The organism is Antrihabitans stalagmiti, assembly GCF_016482825.1.
GTDB lineage: Bacteria > Actinomycetota > Actinomycetes > Mycobacteriales > Mycobacteriaceae > Antrihabitans > Antrihabitans stalagmiti.
Genome location: NZ_JAEMNV010000002.1, coordinates 642,954 through 663,044, shown reverse-complemented (window position 1 = coordinate 663,044; position 20,091 = coordinate 642,954). Strand labels below are relative to the sequence as shown.

The following is a 20,091-nucleotide window of genomic DNA, read 5'->3' as shown; positions in this document are numbered from 1 at the left end:
CGAGAGGCTCACAATGACACCCACTTCACCCGATTCGTCGACCGAAACAGCGTCCGGCGAGGTCGACCACATCGTCATCGCCGGAATGGGCGTCGAAGCGCCGGGAGGCATCGACAGCCTGCCCGCGTACTGGTCGGCGTTGGCCGACGGACGAGATCTGATCGGCCGCTTCCCGCGTGATCGGGAATGGCCACTCGACGAACTCCTTGCCCTCGATCAGGTCGAAGGCTGGGGTGCGGTCCGTGACGCCGGTGGCTTCCTCGACGGTGCGACCGAGTTCGATCCGGCGTTCTTCGGGATCACACCCCGGGAAGCGATCGCGATGGATCCGCAGCAGCGGGTGATTCTGCGCGTTGCCTGGCGAGCACTCGAACATGCCGGCATCAACCCTGCCACGCTCGACGGCGACGAGGTCGGCGTCTTTATGGGAGCGTCGATCTCCGAGTACGGACCTCGGGCAGCCGAAGTGAACGACCTCAGTGGCTATCGCGTCGTCGGCACCGCGTTGGGCGCGGTTGCAGGTCGGATCTCGCACTGCCTCGGCCTCACCGGGCCGTCGGTCACCGTCGATACGGCGTGCGCTTCGTCGCTGACGGCTTTGCATCAGGCTGCCGCTGCGATCCGTGGTGACGAATGCGAATGGGCACTCGCGGGCGCAGTCTGCGTCATGGGTTCGCCCGCAGCGTTCTACGAATTCGCCAAGAACAACGCGCTGGCCACCGACGGTCGGATCCGCGCCTACTCCGAGAGCGCGACCGGAACGGTCTGGGGTGAAGGTGCGGGAGTTGTTGTGGTGGAACGTGAATCGCGTGCCCGCAGCCTCGGTCACCGGGTGTATGGACGCGTGCTCGCCACCCGAATCAATCACAACGGCAAGGGTGCGCCGATCGTCGTTCCCAGCGCTCCCGCGCAGGAGCGGTTGGTGCGCAACACGATTGCCGCGGCAGGGATATCGGCGGAGCTTGTCGATGTCATCGAAGGGCACGGGACCGGAACCCCCGTCGGCGATCCGCTCGAGCTCGATGCGCTGTGCAAGACCTATGGCGACCCGGAACTGTCGACACGCGGACCGCGGCTCGGCTCGGTCAAAACCAACGTCGGCCACGCGCAAGCAGCGGCGGGCATGCTCGGCCTCATCAAGTTGCTGCTCTGCGGCGTTAACGGTCAGATCGCGCCGAGTCTGTACGCGGACGACCCGACGACGGCGACGAATTGGGACGCAACCACCCTGCGTTTGGCCGCCAAGCTCGAACCGTGGGAGCCGCGCGACGGCGTCCGATACGGCGCGGTGTCGTCGTTCGGCGTGGCAGGAACCAACGCTCACGGCATTATCGCGATGCCAGTTCTCGAGGAGTCGAACCTTGTCTAGGTACCTGCTGCCCGACGGCACAACACCGGTGCTGCTCTCTGCGGACACGCGGGAGGCGTTGCAGCGGGAGGCCGTCGCGCTACTCGACTATCTCGCGCAGCGTCCGGATGTGACGCCCGCGCAGGTTGCCGCGACGCTGTTTCGGACACGGACCGCGCGGCGGTTCCGCGCGCTGGCGATGGTTCGTGACCGGAGCGAGCTCGACGCAGCGCTGACGTCGATCGTGGAGGACAGCCCGAATCCGAAAGTTGTCACCTCGATCGGTCCTGCGACGAAGCGGAAGCGGGCCTACGTCTTTCCGGGTCAGGGCAGCCAGTACCCAGGTATGGGGCGAATGTTCTACAGCCAGTCGCCGGTGTTCCGGAAGGCTGTCGACGAAGCGGAAGAGCATTTCGCGCGGTTGTTCGGAATCTCGCCGCTGGCCTACCTGCTGCACGATTCGACGAAGGACGGCGAGCGTCCCGACGCTGTCGAGATCGTCCAGCCTGCTCTGCTGATGCAGATGGTCGGTCTTGCTGCGATGTGGCGCGCCGCAGGTATCGAACCGGCGGCGACGGTCGGGCACAGCCAGGGGGAGATCGCCGCTGTGTACGTGTCGGGGGCGTCCACGCTTGCCGATGCGATTCGGGTGGTCACCATTCGGGCGAATGCGGTTGCCGCGCTGTCCCTTTCCGGCTACTCGATGGCGGTACTCGGCATCGATCGTGACGAGTGCGAAGCGCTGATCGCCAGACAGACCGGGTGGACCGAGCTGTCGGTCGTGAACTCTGCCCATCTGTTGTGCATCTCCGGCGACAGGGACACCGTGTTGCAGATCGTCGAACTGGTCAACGCGCGCGGACGGTTCGCCAAGGAGATTCGGGTTCAGTACCCGGCACACACGTCGATGGTGAACCAGTTCCGGGACCAATTCACCTCGGTAGCAGAGGATTTGGACAACAAGGAGTTCGCGGTTCCCGAGATCGATTGCCTCGGAGCCACACTGGGAGGCGCGATCACGAGTGAGTTCCCCGTCGCCGACTACTGGTTCTGGAATCTGCGAAATCGCGTGCGGTTCGACCTCGCGGTCGCAGGCGCGGCCGACCGCGGTATCGACACGTACATCGAGATTGCCGAACATCCGACCCTGATGCTCGCTGTGCAGGAGACGTTGAGCTCGGCACCCGACCGCGACTATCAGGTGATCGGCACATCGCGTCGCACCGAGACCGACCTGCGCGAATTCACCCGCAACGTCGCAACGGTCGCAGTCGCCGATCTCGACTACTCGTGGGACAGCCTCCGAGACGATTCCACTGCGAGCGCGGCTGTTCCGCCGCTGCGAGACTTCCCGCACACCCAGATGAACTCGCGACACCTGTGGGCGCCCTATGCCCCGCCCGCGCGTGTGGTGTCGGTCTCGGCCACGGCGGCAATGACACCGCCGGCTCGCCTCGTGGAGGAGTGGCCGCGGCTGGCGCGCCGCAAATTGGTTGCGCCACGCACGATCCGGTTGATCGACCCCGACGGCCGAAGCTCGGCGCTGGCCGCGGCCATTGCACAGCGCGCTTCGCGGCATGATGCGACCGTCAACCTCGACGGCGAGGCCGGCGACACCGTGGTGATCCTCGTGCCGCCGACTGCCGAATCAGACTACGCCTCAGCAGTTTCCGAGTTCGCAGACTTCATCGGAAGTCGTGACTGGGCAGCGGTACTCGGCGATGATGTCGACGAGTGGTGGGTCGTGACCAGCGGTGGTGAGGCCGTTGTCGACGCCGAGGTGCCGGGGTCGGTACACAGCGCCGTCGCTGCCGGATTCCGTTGCATCGCAATGGAACACATCGGCAAGACGTTGCGTCACCTCGACCTGCCCGCGGACCTTTCGACGGTCGACGATGTCACGCTTGCCGATCGCATACTCGACGCCGTTCATACCGCGAACGAACCGGAACTCGCTCTGCGCGAGGGCAAGTTGCACGCGAAGCGTCTCGTAGCGACCGACGCGGCACCTGCCGCCGAACCACGAGACCTGCGCAACGTGCTCGTTCTCGGCGGCACCGGTCACGTCGGGCTCGAATTCTGCGAGCAGTTCGTTCGCGACGGCGCCGGGCGGATCACCCTGGTCAGCCGCAGCGGTGAGACTGCGGCGACGGCACAGCGACTTCGGGAGATCCGGGCGCTCGGGTCGACCGAGGTCGTCGTTGTGGCATGCGACATCTCCGACGAGTCGGCGGTCGCGGACCTCGCGGCAGGGTTCGCCGACAATCCTGTGAGCGTTCTCGTACATGCTGCCGTCAACTACGTGTACTCGGTGTCCTCCGATGTCGACGCGCACTCGGCCGTAGCATCCGCGGCGTCGAAGATCATCGGGCTCGACAATGTCGTGAACGCCGTACCGCTCACCGACGATTGCAGACTGTTGCTCTGCTCCTCGTTCGCGGCGACGCTCGGTGGCTGGGGTCAGACGTTGTACGCGGGTACCAACCGCATCCTCGATTCGATCGCCTACCGGCTGCGGGCGCAGGGACGCGACTGCACGTCGGTGCAATGGGGACTGTGGGTCCTTCCTGCGCAGGCCGACGAGTCGGTGCACGCTCGGGTCAAGGGTTCAGGGCTTGTTGCGATGCACCCGGCCGCGGCGATCGCAGCAGGCTTCGACCACACCGACACCAACAGCATCGTCGTCTCTGCGGAATGGTCGCGGCTGCGTTCGATCGCCGATGCGATCGGGTTGGATCCCGTGTTCGCACCGGGTCTCACCGCTGTCGAGCAGGCGGTCGTCGAGGTACCGGCGGTCACCGAGGCGGTGCCCGCCCCTGAGCCTCGTGCGCCGATCGCAGCCGCGTCAACCTCACCTGCGGTCACGCCCGAAGCGGCGGTGGCCTCGTTTGCCGAGCGCGTTCGCCGCGAACTCGACCGGGTGATGGGCGCGGACGGTTCCGACTCGGTCGACGGTTCGACACCGCTCGTTGCGCTCGGACTGGATTCGTTGCAGGCACTCGATCTGCGAAAGCGGATCAAGGTGGAGTTGAATCGCGAGTTGCCTGTCACGGCGATCATGGGTGGTGCCTCGCTCGACGATGTCGTAGCGCTGATGTCCGATGGCGGTGTTCACTCGTGAGCGCACCGGAGATCGAAGACGTTCTCGCACTGAGTCCGCTCCAGGAGGGGCTGTTCTCGCTCGCGCGTCTGGCAGGCGACGACGACCTGTACACGATGCAGTTCGTGATCGAAGTCGGCGGACCGGTAGATGCGGCGTTGCTGCGGCGCTGCGTCGAGGTCATCCTGGACCGGCACGCGAATCTGCGCGCCGCATTCTGGGACCGCGATCTGCCGAAGCCCGTGCAGATAGTCCCGACCCGAGTCGACCTGCCGTGGTTCGAACGTAGTGCCAGCGCAGCGGAATTCGACGCCCTCGCCGAATCCGAAGCGCGCACGGGTTTCGATCTCGCATCCGGTCCCGCGCTCCGCGTCGTGCTGGTGACACTGCCGGACGGCTCACGTCGAATGGTGGTCACCGCACACCACATCCTTATGGACGGCTGGTCGCTCGGCGTCTTTTTCCGTGAGCTGTTCGCGTTGTACGAGGCAAACGGTTCGGCTGCGGCACTGCCCGATCCGCGCCCGTATCGCGACTACATCGGGTGGCTGGCTTCCCGTGACGCCGACGCCGCATCGGCGAAGTGGGCCGACTATCTCGGTGCGGTCAGTGGTCCGCTGATCGTCGCCGACCGGACCGGTTCGACCATCAATACCGTTGTCCCGCAACTCTTCAAGCAGGTCCTCGAGGCTACGGACACCGACCGGCTACAGAGTTGGGCTCGCGCCAACGGCTTGACCATGAACACCGTCGTCCAGTTCGCCTGGTCGGTTGTACTGAGCAGGCTCACCGACCGTCTCGACTTGGTGTTCGGCACGACGGTGTCGGGACGACCGCAGGAACTCGCGGGCGTCGAGACGATGATCGGGTTGTTCATCAACACGATCCCCGTCCGGGTCCTGTTGGAAGACAACAAGTCCAGCGTCGTCTCCCAGTGCGCACGACTGCAGCGTGAATCTGCTGCCATGCGCGACAACGGCTACCTGAGCCTGTCGACGATTCAGCGAGCGGCAGGCAAGGGCGCGCTGTTCGACACTCTCTTCGTCTACGAGAACGCGCCGGTGTCGGATGTGCTGCGGCCGATCACAACCGGCAGTGGAACCCAGTTCCGGCCGATCCATTCCGAAAGTTTGACCCACTACCCGCTTGCGGTTGTGTGCTTCCTGCTCGACGGCGAGCTGACCGTCGTCGTGGAGGCAGTCGAAGAAATGCTGCCGCAGCTTTCGTTGCCCGACATCGGCACTCGGCTGCTCTCGGTGCTTCGCCAACTGCCTGACATCGGTGACGGTGGCCTTGCCGACCTCGACGTGTTGCTGCCGTCGGAACGCCCCGAACAGCCGTTGCTTCCAGCCGCGGATGTTGCGGGTGTGTCGGTCGCCGGCCTGTTCGCTCGGCAGGTAGCCGCGACGCCCGACGCGGTGGCGTTGACGAGCGAGCACGAGCGCTACACCTATCGCGAATTGCACCACGCCGCAACAAGTGTTGCGAGCGAGCTGCTCGCTCGCGGAGTGGAACCGGAAGACGTTGTGGCACTGTCGATGCCGCGCTCCACCCAGTCGATCGTCGCAATACTCGGTGTCCTCTTCGCCGGTGCTGCCTACGTTCCGATCGATATCACCCTGCCGGACGCTCGTATCGAATCGATTCTCGGACGGGCGAAGCCGAAGGTCGTGCTGACAGCCGACGACGTCGCATCGGCGCTCGAAAGCGATGGCGCGCGACATGATTCGGCTGTGGAGATTCGGGCGGATCAGTGCGCGTATCTGATCTTCACCTCGGGCTCGACCGGTGAACCGAAGGGTGTGATGGGCACCCACGCGGCGATAGCAGCCTATTTCGCAGACCACCGCGATCGCGTCTACCGACCCGCCTTCGCCCGACTGAACAGGCCGTTGCGGATTGCCCACGCGTGGTCGTTGAGCTTCGACGCCTCCTGGCAGCCGATGATCGGCCTTCTCGACGGTCACTCGATTCACCTGTTCGATGCCGACGACATGCGCGACGCCGACAGCCTTGTCGCGGGTATCGCGCGCCATCACATCGACATGATCGACACGACGCCGTCGATGTTCACCCAACTTGCGGCCGCAGGATTGACAGGCGAACGCGCACCGCTGGCCGTACTGGCACTCGGCGGCGAGGCGATCAGCGCACCGTTGTGGAAACGGTTGTGCGCGTTGCCCGATACTGCGGTCCACAACTGCTACGGACCGACCGAGACAACCGTCGAGGCCGTCGTCGCCTCGGTGACCGATACGTCCGTCGATCCGACGATCGGGAGTCCGGTCGCCGGGATGACGTCCTACATCTTCGACTCGGGTCTGCGGGTCGTTCCCGACGGCGTGGTCGGCGAACTGTATCTGTCCGGTGCTCAGGTCGCGCGCGGCTACGTCGGTAAGCCCGCGGTGACTGCCGACCGCTTCGTTGCCGATCCCTTCCGCGCGGGGGAGCGGATGTATCGGACCGGAGACCTGGTGCGGCGCTTGCCGTCCGGGGATATCGGCTATCTCGGCCGTGCCGACGATCAGGTCAAGATCAGGGGCTACCGCATCGAGATCGGCGACATCGAGACGGCGCTGCTGCGGTTGTCGGGTGTCGATGCCGCAGCGGTTGTCGTGCTTGCGCGACCGAGCGGACCGACCCTCGTTGGCTTTGCCGTGGGTTCGGATCTGGAGCAGGCTCGATTGCGCGTTGCGCTGTCGCAACATCTGCCCGGATACATGATTCCGTCGCGGGTTCTCACCGTGCCGCAATTACCGGTGACGACAAACGGCAAACTCGACGTGCGCGCTCTGACAAAACTCGCACAGGACGCCTATCGCGTTGCTGCAGGCGTGGATTCGGCGCCACAGACGGCCACGGAGCGCACGTTGTGCTCGGTGTTCGCAGAATTGCAGGGTGGAGCCCAACCAGGCATCGACGACGATCTCGTCGACCTCGGTCTCGACAGCATCGCAGCGATCGCCTTGGTCAACTCGCTGCGGCGTGCCGATCTGGCGATCAGTCCGCGAATGATCCTTGCGGCGCAGACGATTCGCGATCTCGCCGAAGCAATCGACAACCGCTCGGTCGACGACTACTCGGCGGAGTCGTTCGGCTACGGCGATGTGGGTCCGGTGCCGATCGTGTCGTGGATGCACGAGTTCGGCGGCTATCGCAGGCTCGCGTTGAACATGCTTGTCAACCTGCCTGCCGGCATCGATCGGACAGGTCTGGAAACCGTACTGCAGGTGCTGTTGGACGGGCACGACATGCTCCGTTCCCGTTTCGCGGAGACAGCGGACGGTTACACCCTGAGCAGCCGCGAGCCGGGAAGTGTTCGGGCTGCGGACGTGCTGAGCAGAGTCGAGTCCGAGGGCGAGTTCGGGCCGACGCTGCAGCGGCACGCACGTGCGACGGTGGACGAGATCGATCCGCGGTCCGGTTCGATGGTCCGCGCTGTGTGGTTCGCCCGCGACGATGCCGACGACGTTCTGCTGCTGAGCATCCATCACCTCGCGGTGGATCCGGTGTCCTGGCAGGTTGTGTTCAACGATCTCGCACGAAGTTGGGAGCAGTTGGAATCGGGTACCGCGCCGAAGCCGGTCGTCGAGTTCACCGGCTACCGGCAGTGGGCCGACCTGACCCGGCAGCGGGCGGGCACCCCTGAGGTCACCGCGCAACTCGACTACTGGCTGAGTCAGTCCGGCACGCCGGACCCGACACTCGGATCGCGACGAGTCGATCCGCGCACCGATACCTGGTCGTCGTACAGCTTCGTCCCGGCATCGACCTCGGTCGAGGCAACCGCGACGATATTGGGTGGGCTCACCAAAGATATTGGCGTACGGGAGTTTCTGCTCGCTGCAGTCACCGTGACCCTGGCTGCCTGGCGCTCCGAGACCGGCGCAGATCCAGCGGCGGGCGCGTATGTGGCAATGGAAGGCCATGGCAGAGAGGACGCGGTGCTCGGCGACGCCGTCGACACGAGTCAAACCGTCGGTTGGTTCACAAGCGTCTTCCCCGCGCGTTTCGGACACGGCGCAGACGCGGTGAATGTGTTGGCAGCGCAGGCTGATCCGAGTGCGGCGCGTGCTGTGCTGGCCACTGTTGCCGAGCGGGTCGGCGCGGTCCCGAACAACGGCGTCGACTACGGACTGCTCCGCTACATCGATCAGGTCCCCGAATTGGTTGCCGCACCAGAGCCCCAGATCATGTTCGACTACCTCGGCAGGCTCGACCTCGGCATGGCCGGGTCGGTCGGGGCGCCATGGGCACCGATCGGCGATCTGGAACTGCAGCAATATCTTCCGGTCGTCCCCGAGCCGGATTTCCCGCTGCGCTATCCACTCGACGTGATCGCCGGCGTGCAATCCACACCGGACGGACCGCAACTGATCACCCTGCTGCGCTGGAGTGCCGCGGTGTTCACCGCCGAGCAGGTCGAGCGGATCGCCGAACTGTGGCACGACGCCGTGGCCGCACTGACCGCCGCCCTATGACCTGCGCTCTTTACCAGTTGACGAAGTTTTGAACCGATAGAAGGACAGCCAGCAATGTCAGACGATATTCTCGAACGCCGCAAGCAACTGATGCAGCAGCGCTTGCGCGAAAGTGGCTTGGCGACGGCCGAATCGGCACCTGCGCCCAAGCGTGCGGCAGGAACCCCAAGCCCGCTGTCGTCGGCTCAGCACCGCATGTGGTTCGTGCAGAAGCTGGATCCGAAGGACACCACACTCAACGTATGCGTTGCCTTCCGGCTGACCGGTCCATTGGATCCGCAGCGCCTTCGGGACGCGTTCGCCACCGTCGTCGCCCGGCACGAGGTCCTGCGCACGACCTATCAGGTCGACGAGACGGGCGAGCCGTATCAGGTGTCGACGGACGAGGCCGAGTTGTCCTGGCAGCAGCACGATCTCACCGACCTCGCCGAGGACAAGCGGACTCGTCGCCTCGAAGTTCTGGTGCGGCGCAGCTTTGCGCGCCCGTTCGACCTGTCGAAGGATCTGCCGTTGCGGGTCTCGTTGACGCGGGTCGGCGCCGACGAGCACGTCCTATCGATCGTGGTGCACCACATCGGCTGGGACGACGAGTCGTGGCCGGTGTTCTTCACCGAGGTGAATGCGGCCTACAACGGTGCCGAGTTGCCTGATCTCGTCGCGCAATACCTCGATGTTGCAGTCGATACAGGCACAGACGAGTCCGCCGATGCCGCTGCTCTCGACTACTGGCGCAACGTGCTGACGCCGCTGCCGGAGCGGCTCGACCTCCCTGGATCGCAATCAGGTGTGGCCGCGGTGTCGAAGACCGCAGACAAGATCACCGCGCAACTGCCAGCGGAGTTGATGGCACGGGTCGCCGGCTACGGGCAGCAACACTCGGCGACGCCGTTTATGGTGCTGCTCGCCGCATTCGACGCACTGATCTACCGCTATACGGCCGCAACGGATTTTGTGGTTTCGGTCCCGGTGACGACGCGGCGAGGCCGTGGTTCCGATGCGGTCATCGGATATTTCGGCAACGCCTTGCTCGTGCGGTCCGACTTCGGTCGCGCGGATACGTTCGATGCCGTCGTCGATTCGACAAGGGCTGCGTGCAGTGCCGCATTCGCTCACCAGAGCGTCGGTATCGATCGGGTTGTGCGCGAGGTCAATCCAGCACGGGTCGGTGGGCAGGACGGTATCGCGCAGCTTGTTCAGCTGAGCTTCAGTGCACGCGGTAACGCAGACGGTTTTGCCCTCTCGGGTATCGAGTCGACGCAGCTGGAGCTCGGCAGTTCTGTCGCCGCCGAGCCACTCGGGTTGATGGTCGTGTTCGATCAGGCAGGCGGCTCGGCTCGCGTCGAGGCGACCTACCTCGTCGATGCCCTCGACGAAACGCTAGTCGCGCAGCTACTCGAGCACTACGTCGGATTCCTCGAAGCAGCAATCGCAGCGCCGCACAAGCGAATCGGAGACATCGATATCCTCGGGGCAGCCGGACGCGCGGACATCGTCGCCAGCTCGCACGGTGGTCTGGTCGACGAGCCTGCAACTACGTTGACCGCGATGTTCGAGGCTCGAGTTGCTGCAACACCGGATCCGATCGCGTTGGCGTCCGACGACGTCGAGCTCAGCTACGCGGAGTTGAACGCGCGAGCCAATCGGTTGGCGCACTGGCTGATCGGTCAGCGGGTCGGCCCGGAAGACGTCGTTGCGCTGCAGCTGTCAACCTCTGTCGAGTTCGTTGTCGCTGCCCTTGGCGTACTGAAAGCAGGCGGCGCCTACCTCCCCATCGATCCTGCCTATCCGGATGATCGCGTCGACTACCTCGTCGACGACGCCCTACCGAAGCTGGTCCTCGATGTGGCGGGACTCGCCGCAGCGGAGGACGCCGCGACCGCATTGTCGGACGCGAACCCCGTCGATACCGATCGGGTCGGGGCGTTGGTCCCTTCGAACATCGCCTACGTCATCTACACCTCAGGCTCGACCGGCAAGCCGAAGGGTGTTCCGGTGCCGCACAACGCGATTGCCGAGCACCTTGCCGGTTTCACAGCGGAATGGGGTCTGACCCCCGCGGACCGCGTTCTGCAATCCACGTCGGTCAGCTTCGACGCGTCGATGATGGACATTTTCGTGACGCTGACTCTCGGTGCGCGCGTTGTGGTTCCGAAGCCGAACGCGTTCCGCGATCTGCCCTACGTCGCCGACCTCGTCATCAGGCACGGTGTCACCGTCGTGCACATGGTGCCGTCGATGCTCGCGACGTTCCTGCTGATGCCGAAGGTCAAGGAATGGCAGACACTTCGCCACGTGCCCGTCGGCGGCGAAGCGCTCCCCGGGGAGGTCGCCGACAGGTTCGCAACGATCTTCGAGGCTGAGCTCCGCAACCATTACGGACCGACCGAAGCCGTCGTCGCGTCGACGCACATGGAGGTCGATGGACCGCAGGGAACCGGCATCGTGCCGATCGGTATCCCGAACCGCAACGTCTACCTCTACCTGCTCGACGACGCGTTGCAGTTGGTGCCGACCGGCGTCGTCGCCGAGATCTATCTCGGTGGTGAACAACTCGCGAGGGGTTACCTCGGGCGGCCGGGCCTGACTGCCGAGCGTTTCGTCGCCGATCCGTTCCTGCCGGGCAAACGGCTCTACCGAACCGGCGATCTTGCTCGACGAAATACCAACGGAGACATCGAATTCGTCGGCCGCGCGGACGAGCAGGTCAAGATCCGCGGCTACCGCATCGAGCTCGGTGAGGTCGAGGCTGCGGTCGCAGCGCACCCAGGCGTCGCACACTGTGTGGTCGTCGTGTCGGAGAACAAGACCCTCGGCACGTTCCTCGCTGCGTATGCCGTACCGGTGGCAGGACTCGAGCTGGACATCGATCAGGTCAGGGGCTACGTCGGGGCGATACTGCCGGAGTACATGGTGCCCGCGTCGATCGCCGTGATCGACGAGATCCCGCTCACCGCACACGGCAAACTGGACCGGCGTGCATTGCCGGCGCCCGTGCTGAGCGTTGTCCGCGAATACCGGGAACCGATGACGCCGACCGAGATTCGGGTCAGTGCGCTCTACGGCACCATCTTCAATTGCGATCGGGTCGGCGCGGATGACTCGTTCTTCGAACTCGGCGGGCACTCGCTGCTTGCGGCACGTCTGGTCACGATGATTCGCGCCGAATTCGGTCTGGAGATCGACGTGCGCGTTCCGTTCGACACTCCGACGGTCAGCGGTCTCGCCGGCGTGCTCGTCGAGCAGTTCCGCGAGGAATACGACATCGATCTCGACGAGCTCGAAGACGAAGGCCCCGACCCCGACATCGGCGCCGAGGTGCGGGCGTCCGGTCGTCCGGCGGTCGGCAAACGCGAACGGGGAGAACATGTTCCGCTCGCCTACTCGCAGCGTGCCTATTGGTTCCAGCGCAAGCTGGAAGGCGCGGGCCAAGGTGAGAACGTTCCGTTCGGGCTGCGGTTCGACGGACCACTGGACCGGGCCGCGCTGATCACTGCGGTCGGCGACGTCGTCGCCCGCCACGAGTCGCTGCGCACGACCTTCCTCGAACACGAGGGCAATCCGTACCAGTTCGTGCACCCGATCGACGAGTTCGTCGTGCCGATCGTCGAGGTCGACAGTGTCGAGGCGGTCGACGACGAGCTGGCCAGCGACGTCAAATACGACTTCGACCTGTCCAACGAGCCGCTCGTTCGGGTGCGTCTGTTCGCAGTGGACGCGAAGACGCACGTGCTGACCGTGCTGATGCACCACATCATCGCCGACGATCGGTCCAACAAGATCTTCGTCGAAGACCTCACGGTCGCCTATCGGGCCAGGCTGCGCAACGAGGCGCCGACGGCGTGGCCGACACTCGACATTCAGTACGCCGACTACGCGATGTGGCAGCGCGAGATGTTCGACCACGCGCCCGGCGGCGGCGAATTGAGCCCGTTCGGTCGCGGGCAGATCGACTACTGGCACAAGGCGCTTGCCGATGTCCCGGCAGAGATCACGGTCGCTCGGGACCGGGAACGGCCCGCTCGGCTCGGGCGCACCGGAGACATGGTTCGCCGCACTGTTCCAGCGGCTACGTGGACCACGTTCAAGGCGCTCGCCGACGAGATCGGTGCGACCGAGTTCATGGCGTTCCAGTCGGCCGCGGCAACGATGATGGCTGCGCTCGGCGCAGGCGAGGACACGACTATCGGTGCAGCCGTTGCCAATCGGGTCGGCGACACGACCAACGATCTGATCGGCCTCTTCGCCAACGTCGTCGTGTTGCGTACCGATCTGTCGGGTGATCCGACGCTGCGGACCGTGCTCCGGCGCGGCCGTGACGCAGCGCTCGGGGCGATCAGCCATCAGGACACGCCGTTCGAGCGGCTCGTCGAGACGATCAACCCTGCGCGCTCCCTGTCTCGGAACCCGCTGTTCCAGGTCATGATGCACTTCCGCTACCGCGGTCAGCGGATGGCTTTCTCCGAAGACGGCAGCACGACGATCGTCTCGAAGTCGCCGGACTACGTCGTCGCGTTTATGGACTTCCATCTCGACTTCGTCGTGGAGGACAGCGGTGAGGTGACGGTGCGGGTTGTCGTCAACTCCGACATCTACGACGTCGCAACTGCGGACGTCATTGCCGACACATTGGTAGGTGTGCTCGACGCGTTCGCTGCGACACCCGATGCGACGTTGAGCGGCTTGGACGTCGTCCCGGCCGGCTGGGATCCGAATCGGACGCCCGCGCCGCGCGCGGACAAAGTTGTTCGTCCGGTTGGTGAGTCGGGCGTGGCATCGACCTCCGACACCGAACGCCAGCTCATCGCGATCCTCGAGGAGCTGCTCGAGATCGAGGACGTCGACGGCGAGGACGGGTTCTTCGCGCTCGGGGGCGACAGCGTGATCTCGATTCAGTGGTCCGCGCGTGCGATCGAAGCGGGTCTGCCGCTGACGCCGCAGCTCGTGTTCGAGCACCTCACGATCACCGAGCTGGCGGCGGCGGTCGACGACGCGATCGCGAACCCGCCCGAGGTCGAAGAGGCAACCGAGGCGGGGGAGGACCACCGCCACGAGCCGATGTCGGCATCGGGCCTGAGCGCGGATGCACTTGCGGGTCTGCAGGCGTCGTGGTCGTCGCGCTGACGAACTGACGACTGTGACGAACTGACAACAAAGGCCGACGGAGTCAGGGGTGACCTCGACTCCGCCGGCCGATGTGAGGGGAGCCCTCACGCCGCGCTACTGAAGTATTACTTGGCGGCATTCGCGAGCGCAGGCTCGAGTTTCTTCAGCAGGTACGGCAACGACAGCGGCGTCGGCTGGTTCAGACCGCTGATATCGACGATGTCGAGGAAGATGATGCTGCCCTTCTCGACCGACGGCAGCGTCGCGTACGCGGGAAGCTTCTTGTACGGCTCCTCCTGACCGGTCGCGACGAGCAGGTCGGAGGTCAGATCGCCGAAACGTTCAGGTGACAGCGCCAGCCGTCCGCCTTTGCTCGATTCCTCTGCCAACTTCGGTGGCACCGACATGCCGAGCTTGATGAACATCTCGCTACTGCCGTCCTTGGGATCGGCGAGCACCATCAACTGCGTCGCGCCCGCGAGGAAGCATGTCAGGAAGGTCTTGCCCTGCAGGCCGGGGTACTTCTTCGCGACCGCATCGATCTGACCGTTGACGTCCGCGATGACCTTCTCGGCCTCGGCTTCCTTGTTCAGAACACGGCCGAGTGTCGAGACTTGATCTCCCCAGGGATCGACCTGCGCGGACCCGATGTCGCTGATCGTCGGTGCCAGCTTGCTCAGCTGGTCGTACTTGGCCTGATCGACGGCGAATCCTGATGCGAGAATCAGATCCGGGTTCAGTGCTGCGATCTGTTCGACCAGCTCGGCGGTCGGTTTGAGGGACTCGCCGTCCTGCAGTGCTGCGGGTTCCCACGGCGCGGACTTGCCGCCGCCGACGACGGCGATGTTGTCGACGTAACCGACCGGTGTGACGCCGAGGGACAGTGTGGCGTCGATCCACTGGTTGCCGATCGCAACGATCCGGGTGGGTGTGCCTTCGATCGTCGTCTCGCCCTTTTGGTGCTTGATGGTGATGGAGTTGTCGGAGTTACCCGCCTCGCCGGTGTCGGAACCACACGCCACGGCGGTGAGCGCGAGTCCGCTCACCAGCATCGCGGCCGCGACCTTCCGCCACCCGCGCGCGGATGTTCGATTTGTGCTCAACGGCTACTCCTGGTTCGTTGCATCGACGAATGTCGAACGCGGTGGACTGCAAAACGTGCCCGATGTAGGTAAGGCTAAGCAAGTATATGGGACCCGGATTTGGAGGAGACCTGCGGATTCGCCTACACTCGCTTGGTTGCCTGTGGACAGTTATGTCCACGATCCGGCAGTGAACCCCCTGTGGTCGTCAAACACCGCGGGCAGGCGCGCGTCCGGTGGCGGCACGACCATGTCCGCCGGGTCGGAATCCGGCGTACACCAAATCCAGGTCAGGGAGTAGACCAAGTGATTCAGCAGGAGTCGCGACTTCGCGTCGCCGACAACACGGGCGCCAAGGAAATCTTGTGCATCCGCGTTCTCGGTGGTTCGTCACGTCGCTACGCCGGGATCGGCGACATCATCGTCGCCACCGTCAAAGACGCGATCCCAGGCGGCAACATCAAAAAGGGTGAGGTCGTCAAGGCCGTCATCGTGCGCACCACCAAGGAGCGCCGCAGGCCGGACGGTTCTTACATCAAGTTCGACGAGAACGCAGCCGTCCTCATCAAGCCGGACCACGATCCCCGTGGCACCCGCATCTTCGGACCGGTCGGTCGCGAACTGCGCGACAAGAAGTTCATGAAGATCGTGTCGTTGGCACCGGAGGTGGTCTGAGTGAAGATTCATAAGGGCGACACCGTGCTCGTCATTTCTGGCAAGGACAAGGGCGCGAAGGGCAAGGTCATTGCGTCCTACCCCGCGACCGACAAGGTCCTCGTCGAGGGCGTCAACCGCATCAAGAAGCACACCGCAGTCTCCGCCAACCAGCGTGGCGCGCAGTCCGGCGGAATCGTGACCCAGGAAGCCCCGATCCACGTCTCGAACGTGGCAGTCGTCGATTCCGATGGCAACTCGACTCGAGTCGGCTACCGGACGGACGAGAACGGCAAGCGGGTCCGGATTTCCCGTAAGAGCGGGAAGGACATCTGACTATGACCACTACCGAGAACAAGGTTCAGCCCCGTCTGAAGCTGCGCTACCGCGCGGAGATCAAAGACGCTCTGAACGAAGAGTTCAACTACGACAACGTCATGCAGATCCCCGGCGTCGTCAAGGTCGTCGTCAACATGGGTGTCGGCGACGCCGCCCGTGACGCGAAGCTGATCAACGGCGCGGTCGCAGACCTCGCACTGATCACCGGCCAGAAGCCCGAGATCCGCAAGGCTCGCAAGTCGATCGCACAGTTCAAGCTGCGCGAAGGCATGCCGATCGGCGCACGCGTCACACTTCGTGGCGACCGTATGTGGGAGTTCCTCGATCGCCTCACCTCGATCGCACTGCCCCGCATCAGGGACTTCCGTGGCCTGTCGCCGAAGCAGTTCGACGGCAACGGCAACTACACGTTCGGCCTCAACGAGCAGTCGATGTTCCACGAGATCGACGTCGACAACATCGATCGGCCCCGCGGTATGGACATCACCGTTGTGACCACCGCGACCAACAACGACGAAGGCCGTGCATTGCTCAAGCACCTCGGCTTTCCGTTCAAGGAGAACTGAGTACATGGCGAAGAAGGCGCTGGTCAACAAGGCCAACAAGAAGCCCAAGTTCGCAGTGCGTGCATACACGCGCTGCCAGCGATGCGGGCGACCGCACGCGGTGTTCCGCAAGTTCGGACTGTGCCGCATCTGCGTGCGCGAGATGGCGCACCGCGGCGAACTGCCGGGCGTTCGCAAGAGCTCCTGGTAGACAGCTTCAGCTGAACGAAGGCACGGACTCCCTGTGGAGTCCGTGCCTTTCGGCGATTTAGGGCGCCTCGCGCCTCGTGAGTGTTTTCGGAGGGCAGCACCACCAAAAGGACTCACGAGGCTGATGTTCTGCTCGATTTGGACTGAGTGCAAGGTTTGCCTACACTAGAGCGGTTGCCCAGGCTCGTGCTGTCCAGCCATGCCTGTGCTCCGAACTCATGCCGGTTAGGCAATTGCCTCCCGGCCAGCCGAATTGTTGTAGGCCCACGACCGTGCGAACGGTGTTGGATGGGAACCGCAGCGAGAAAGGTGTCGAGGTCGAACCATGACCATGACCGATCCGATCGCAGACTTTCTGACACGTCTGCGCAACGCCAACTCGGCGTACCACGATGAGGTGAAGCTGCCGCATTCGAAGATCAAGGAGAACATTGCCGAGATCTTGAAGCGCGAGGGCTACATCTCCGACTACCGCACAGAGGCAGCCGAGGTGGGCAAGACCCTCATCGTCGACCTCAAGTACGGCCCCAGCCGCGAGCGCAGCCTCGCCGGCGTCCGTCGCGTCAGCAAGCCCGGTCTCCGGGTCTACGCGAAGTCCACCAACTTGCCCAAGGTTCTCGGCGGCCTCGGCGTGGCGATCATCTCCACGTCCACAGGTCTGCTCACGGAGCGTCAGGCAGCCAAGCAGGGAGTGGGCGGGGAAGTTCTCGCCTACGTCTGGTAAGGGAGGCTACGACAATGTCACGTATTGGAAAGCTCCCGATCACCGTCCCTGCGGGCGTTGACGTGAACATCGACGGCCAGAACGTTGCAGTCAAGGGTCCCAAGGGATCTCTTGCACTCACGGTGGCCGAGCCGATCAGCATCGCCAAGGGCGAGGACGGCGCGCTCAGCGTCACTCGGCCGGACGACGAGCGTCGCAGCCGTGCGCTGCACGGTCTGACCCGCACCCTCGTTGCGAACCTGATCACCGGTGTCACACAGGGTTACACGCGGAAAATGGAGATTCACGGCGTCGGTTACCGTGTCGCGCTGAAGGGCCAGAACCTAGAGTTCGCGCTCGGCTACAGCCACCCGGTCCCGATCGAGGCTCCCGAAGGCATCACGTTTGCCGTCGAGACGCCGACCCGATTCTCGATTTCCGGTATCGACAAGCAGAAGGTCGGCCAGATCTCGGCCAACATCCGTCGCTTGCGTCGTCCCGACCCGTACAAGGGCAAGGGCATTCGCTACGAGGGTGAGCAGATCCGCCGCAAGGTCGGAAAGACGGGTAAGTAAATGACAACATCCGCGAAAAGCACAGCAGCGCCGAAGCGTACGCCGCTCGGCAAGGATGCCTCGACAGTCCGTCGACTGTCGAAGGCTCGTCGTCACTTCCGTCTGCGCAAGAAGATCTCCGGCACCCCGGAACGTCCGCGTCTCGTGGTCAACCGGTCTTCTCGCCACATCCACGTCCAGCTGGTGGACGATCTCGCCGGCCGCACCCTTGCGGCCGCGTCGACGACCGAAACCGACCTGCGTGGCGCCGAAGGCGACAAGAAGGCCCTGAGCGCGAAGGTCGGTCAGCTGATCGCCGAGCGCGCCAAGGCTGCCGGTGTGGACACGGTGGTCTTCGACCACGGTGGCCACGGCTACCACGGCCGCATTGCAGCGCTTGCAGACGCGGCCCGCGAAGGTGGGTTGAAGTTCTGATGCGCACTTCTATCAACAAGTCAGCACAATTGCAGAACGGAAGGAAAGCCTGATGCCGGGACGTCAAAGGCGTGACGGCGGAAGCGGACCCGCCGGAGCAAATGGTCCGAGCACGGATAACCGTGGTGGTGGCGGTGGACGCGAAGGCGGCCGCGGCGATCGTCGTGATTCCCGTGGTGGCAACGCCGCAGAGAAGAGCAATCATCTCGAGCGCGTCGTAGCCATCAACCGTGTGTCGAAGGTCGTGAAGGGTGGTCGTCGCTTCAGCTTCACCGCCCTCGTGATCGTCGGTGACGGCAACGGATTGGTCGGTGTCGGTTACGGCAAGGCCAAGGAAGTTCCCGCAGCCATTCAGAAGGGCGTCGAAGAGGCACGCAAGAGCTTCTTCCGCGTTCCGATGATCGGCAGCACCATCGTGCACCCGGTTCAGGGTGAGGCCGCGGCAGGCGTTGTCATGCTGCGTCCGGCCAGCCCGGGTACCGGCGTCATCGCCGGTGGCGCGTGCCGTGCCGTGCTGGAATGCGCAGGAATTCACGACATCCTGTCCAAGTCGCTCGGTAGCGACAACGCGATCAACGTCGTGCATGCGACGGTTGCAGCACTCAAGTCGCTGCAGCGTCCGGAAGAGGTTGCGGCCCGTCGCGGTCTGCCGATCGAGGACGTTGCCCCGGCCGGCATGCTGCGTGCGCGTGCACAGGCAGGAGCAACAAGCCATGGCTGATCTCAAAGTCACACAGATCAAGAGCAAGATCGGCGCCAAGAAGAATCAGCAGGACAGCCTTCGTACCCTCGGTCTACGGGGTATTCGGCAGACTGTTGTACGCGAGGACAACGCGCAGAACCGTGGCTTGATCAACACGGTGCGCCACCTCGTCACAGTTGAGGAGGTCTGAAAATGACCATCAAGTTGCATCATCTCAAGCCTGCGCCGGGTGCCAAGACCGACAAGACTCGCGTCGGTCGTGGTGACGGCTCGAAGGGCAAGACCGCGGGCCGCGGTACCAAGGGCACGAAGGCACGTAAGAACGTGCCTGCGCGTTTCGAGGGTGGGCAGATGCCGCTGCACATGCGGCTGCCCAAGCTCAAGGGCTTTACCAACCCCTTCCGCACCGAGTACCAGGTCGTCAATGTCGGCGCGATCGCCAAACTGTTCCCACAGGGTGGCACCGTCGGTATCGAGGAACTCGTCGCAGCCGGAGCGGTTCGCAAGAACCAGCTGGTGAAGGTCCTCGGCGAGGGAGACATCGACGTTGCCATCACGGTAACCGTCAACAAGGTCTCCGCCTCGGCGAAGGAAAAGATCACCGCAGCAGGTGGCTCGGCCACCGAGCTCGGAAAGTAGCTCGATTCGATCGGCCGTGCGGCAGCTTCGTGCTGTCGCACGGCCCTTCGGTTGTCATGACCTGATCGTGGCAGCGAAGCCCATCGAAGCCACTGTTAGAGTTCAAGAGTTGTCTGTCTAGACGTGCCAGGTATTGGCTCTGTCGATCGAGCCACGACGCGGCGGTGTTGAGGAGCTAGCTCCTTACTACACCCC

General features: G+C 64.2%; 15 protein-coding genes. 14 read left to right on the top strand and 1 reads right to left on the bottom strand.

Translation table 11 applies throughout. The features are described 5' to 3' along the window. Positions 1-13 precede the first annotated feature (13 nt). From JGU71_RS07365 to JGU71_RS07350, 4 genes are read left to right on the top strand one after another with little or no spacing between them, the layout of a single operon-like run. Positions 14-1,369, top strand: coding sequence for a beta-ketoacyl [acyl carrier protein] synthase domain-containing protein (locus tag JGU71_RS07365; RefSeq protein WP_199703358.1), 1,356 nt, complete (start codon positions 14-16; stop codon positions 1,367-1,369). After that, complete coding sequence (nbtC, locus tag JGU71_RS07360) at positions 1,362-4,469, top strand: nocobactin polyketide synthase NbtC (RefSeq protein WP_199703357.1); 3,108 nt, start codon at positions 1,362-1,364, stop codon at positions 4,467-4,469. Before JGU71_RS07365 ends, nbtC begins: the two co-directional genes overlap by 8 nt. Then, positions 4,466-8,929: a non-ribosomal peptide synthetase gene (locus tag JGU71_RS07355; protein WP_199703356.1), complete on the top strand. Its 4,464-nt coding sequence runs from the start codon at positions 4,466-4,468 to the stop codon at positions 8,927-8,929. Before nbtC ends, JGU71_RS07355 begins: the two co-directional genes overlap by 4 nt. A 54-nt stretch (positions 8,930-8,983) precedes the next feature. Next, positions 8,984-14,050 carry a non-ribosomal peptide synthetase gene (locus tag JGU71_RS07350; protein ID WP_199703355.1) on the top strand — a complete coding sequence of 1,689 codons (5,067 nt, stop codon included), beginning with the start codon at positions 8,984-8,986 and terminating at the stop codon, positions 14,048-14,050. Positions 14,051-14,157: 107 nt separating this feature from the next. On the opposite strand, the gene JGU71_RS07345 is transcribed toward JGU71_RS07350, so the two are convergent. Then, positions 14,158-15,135: an ABC transporter substrate-binding protein gene (locus JGU71_RS07345; protein WP_233528820.1), complete on the bottom strand. Its 978-nt coding sequence runs from the start codon at positions 15,133-15,135 to the stop codon at positions 14,158-14,160. Between the two features lie 285 nt (positions 15,136-15,420). On the opposite strand from JGU71_RS07345, the gene rplN reads away from it, so the two are divergent. The 10 genes from rplN (at position 15,421) to rplO (ending at position 19,896) form a co-directional block, all read left to right on the top strand. Next, the gene (gene rplN, locus JGU71_RS07340) at positions 15,421-15,789 is read left to right on the top strand and encodes a 50S ribosomal protein L14 (RefSeq protein WP_199703354.1); all 369 of its coding nucleotides are present in this window, start codon (positions 15,421-15,423) and stop codon (positions 15,787-15,789) included. After that, the gene (rplX, locus tag JGU71_RS07335) at positions 15,790-16,104 is read left to right on the top strand and encodes a 50S ribosomal protein L24 (RefSeq protein WP_199703353.1); all 315 of its coding nucleotides are present in this window, start codon (positions 15,790-15,792) and stop codon (positions 16,102-16,104) included. It begins immediately after the preceding gene. 2 nt (positions 16,105-16,106) lie between these two features. After that, the gene (gene rplE / locus JGU71_RS07330) at positions 16,107-16,673 is read left to right on the top strand and encodes a 50S ribosomal protein L5 (RefSeq protein WP_199703352.1); all 567 of its coding nucleotides are present in this window, start codon (positions 16,107-16,109) and stop codon (positions 16,671-16,673) included. 4 nt (positions 16,674-16,677) lie between these two features. After that, positions 16,678-16,863, top strand: a complete 186-nt coding sequence (locus JGU71_RS07325; RefSeq protein WP_199703351.1) for a type Z 30S ribosomal protein S14 — start codon at positions 16,678-16,680, stop codon at positions 16,861-16,863. 324 nt (positions 16,864-17,187) lie between these two features. Next, positions 17,188-17,586 (top strand): 30S ribosomal protein S8, encoded by a 399-nt coding sequence (rpsH, locus tag JGU71_RS07320; protein ID WP_199703350.1) that lies wholly within the window; start codon positions 17,188-17,190, stop codon positions 17,584-17,586. A 14-nt stretch (positions 17,587-17,600) separates the two neighbouring features. Next, entirely contained in the window at positions 17,601-18,140 is a 540-nt protein-coding gene (rplF, locus tag JGU71_RS07315; protein ID WP_199703349.1) for a 50S ribosomal protein L6, read from the top strand. Continuing rightward, positions 18,141-18,554: a 50S ribosomal protein L18 gene (rplR, locus tag JGU71_RS07310; RefSeq protein ID WP_233528819.1), complete on the top strand. Its 414-nt coding sequence runs from the start codon at positions 18,141-18,143 to the stop codon at positions 18,552-18,554. It abuts the gene before it with no gap. A gap of 52 nt (positions 18,555-18,606) precedes the next feature. After that, entirely contained in the window at positions 18,607-19,275 is a 669-nt protein-coding gene (gene rpsE / locus JGU71_RS07305; protein WP_199703348.1) for a 30S ribosomal protein S5, read from the top strand. Further along, positions 19,268-19,447, top strand: a complete 180-nt coding sequence (gene rpmD / locus JGU71_RS07300; RefSeq protein ID WP_199703347.1) for a 50S ribosomal protein L30 — start codon at positions 19,268-19,270, stop codon at positions 19,445-19,447. The genes rpsE and rpmD overlap by 8 nt, the downstream gene beginning before the upstream one ends. A gap of 2 nt (positions 19,448-19,449) precedes the next feature. Next, entirely contained in the window at positions 19,450-19,896 is a 447-nt protein-coding gene (rplO, locus tag JGU71_RS07295) for a 50S ribosomal protein L15 (RefSeq protein WP_199703346.1), read from the top strand. Positions 19,897-20,091 lie beyond the last annotated feature (195 nt).

Excerpts from the sequence above, each read along its gene's own strand:
- rpmD (WP_199703347.1), top strand. The coding sequence starts at position 19,268 with ATGGCTGATCTCAAAGTCACACAGATCAAGAGCAAGATCGGCGCCAAG.
- rpsE (WP_199703348.1), top strand. The coding sequence starts at position 18,607 with ATGCCGGGACGTCAAAGGCGTGACGGCGGAAGCGGACCCGCCGGAGCA.
- rplR (WP_233528819.1), top strand. The coding sequence starts at position 18,141 with ATGACAACATCCGCGAAAAGCACAGCAGCGCCGAAGCGTACGCCGCTC.
- rplO (WP_199703346.1), top strand. The coding sequence starts at position 19,450 with ATGACCATCAAGTTGCATCATCTCAAGCCTGCGCCGGGTGCCAAGACC.
- rplF (WP_199703349.1), top strand. The coding sequence starts at position 17,601 with ATGTCACGTATTGGAAAGCTCCCGATCACCGTCCCTGCGGGCGTTGAC.
- JGU71_RS07350 (WP_199703355.1), top strand. The coding sequence starts at position 8,984 with ATGTCAGACGATATTCTCGAACGCCGCAAGCAACTGATGCAGCAGCGC.
- rplE (WP_199703352.1), top strand. The coding sequence starts at position 16,107 with ATGACCACTACCGAGAACAAGGTTCAGCCCCGTCTGAAGCTGCGCTAC.
- JGU71_RS07325 (WP_199703351.1), top strand. The coding sequence starts at position 16,678 with ATGGCGAAGAAGGCGCTGGTCAACAAGGCCAACAAGAAGCCCAAGTTC.
- JGU71_RS07365 (WP_199703358.1), top strand. The coding sequence starts at position 14 with ATGACACCCACTTCACCCGATTCGTCGACCGAAACAGCGTCCGGCGAG.
- rpsH (WP_199703350.1), top strand. The coding sequence starts at position 17,188 with ATGACCATGACCGATCCGATCGCAGACTTTCTGACACGTCTGCGCAAC.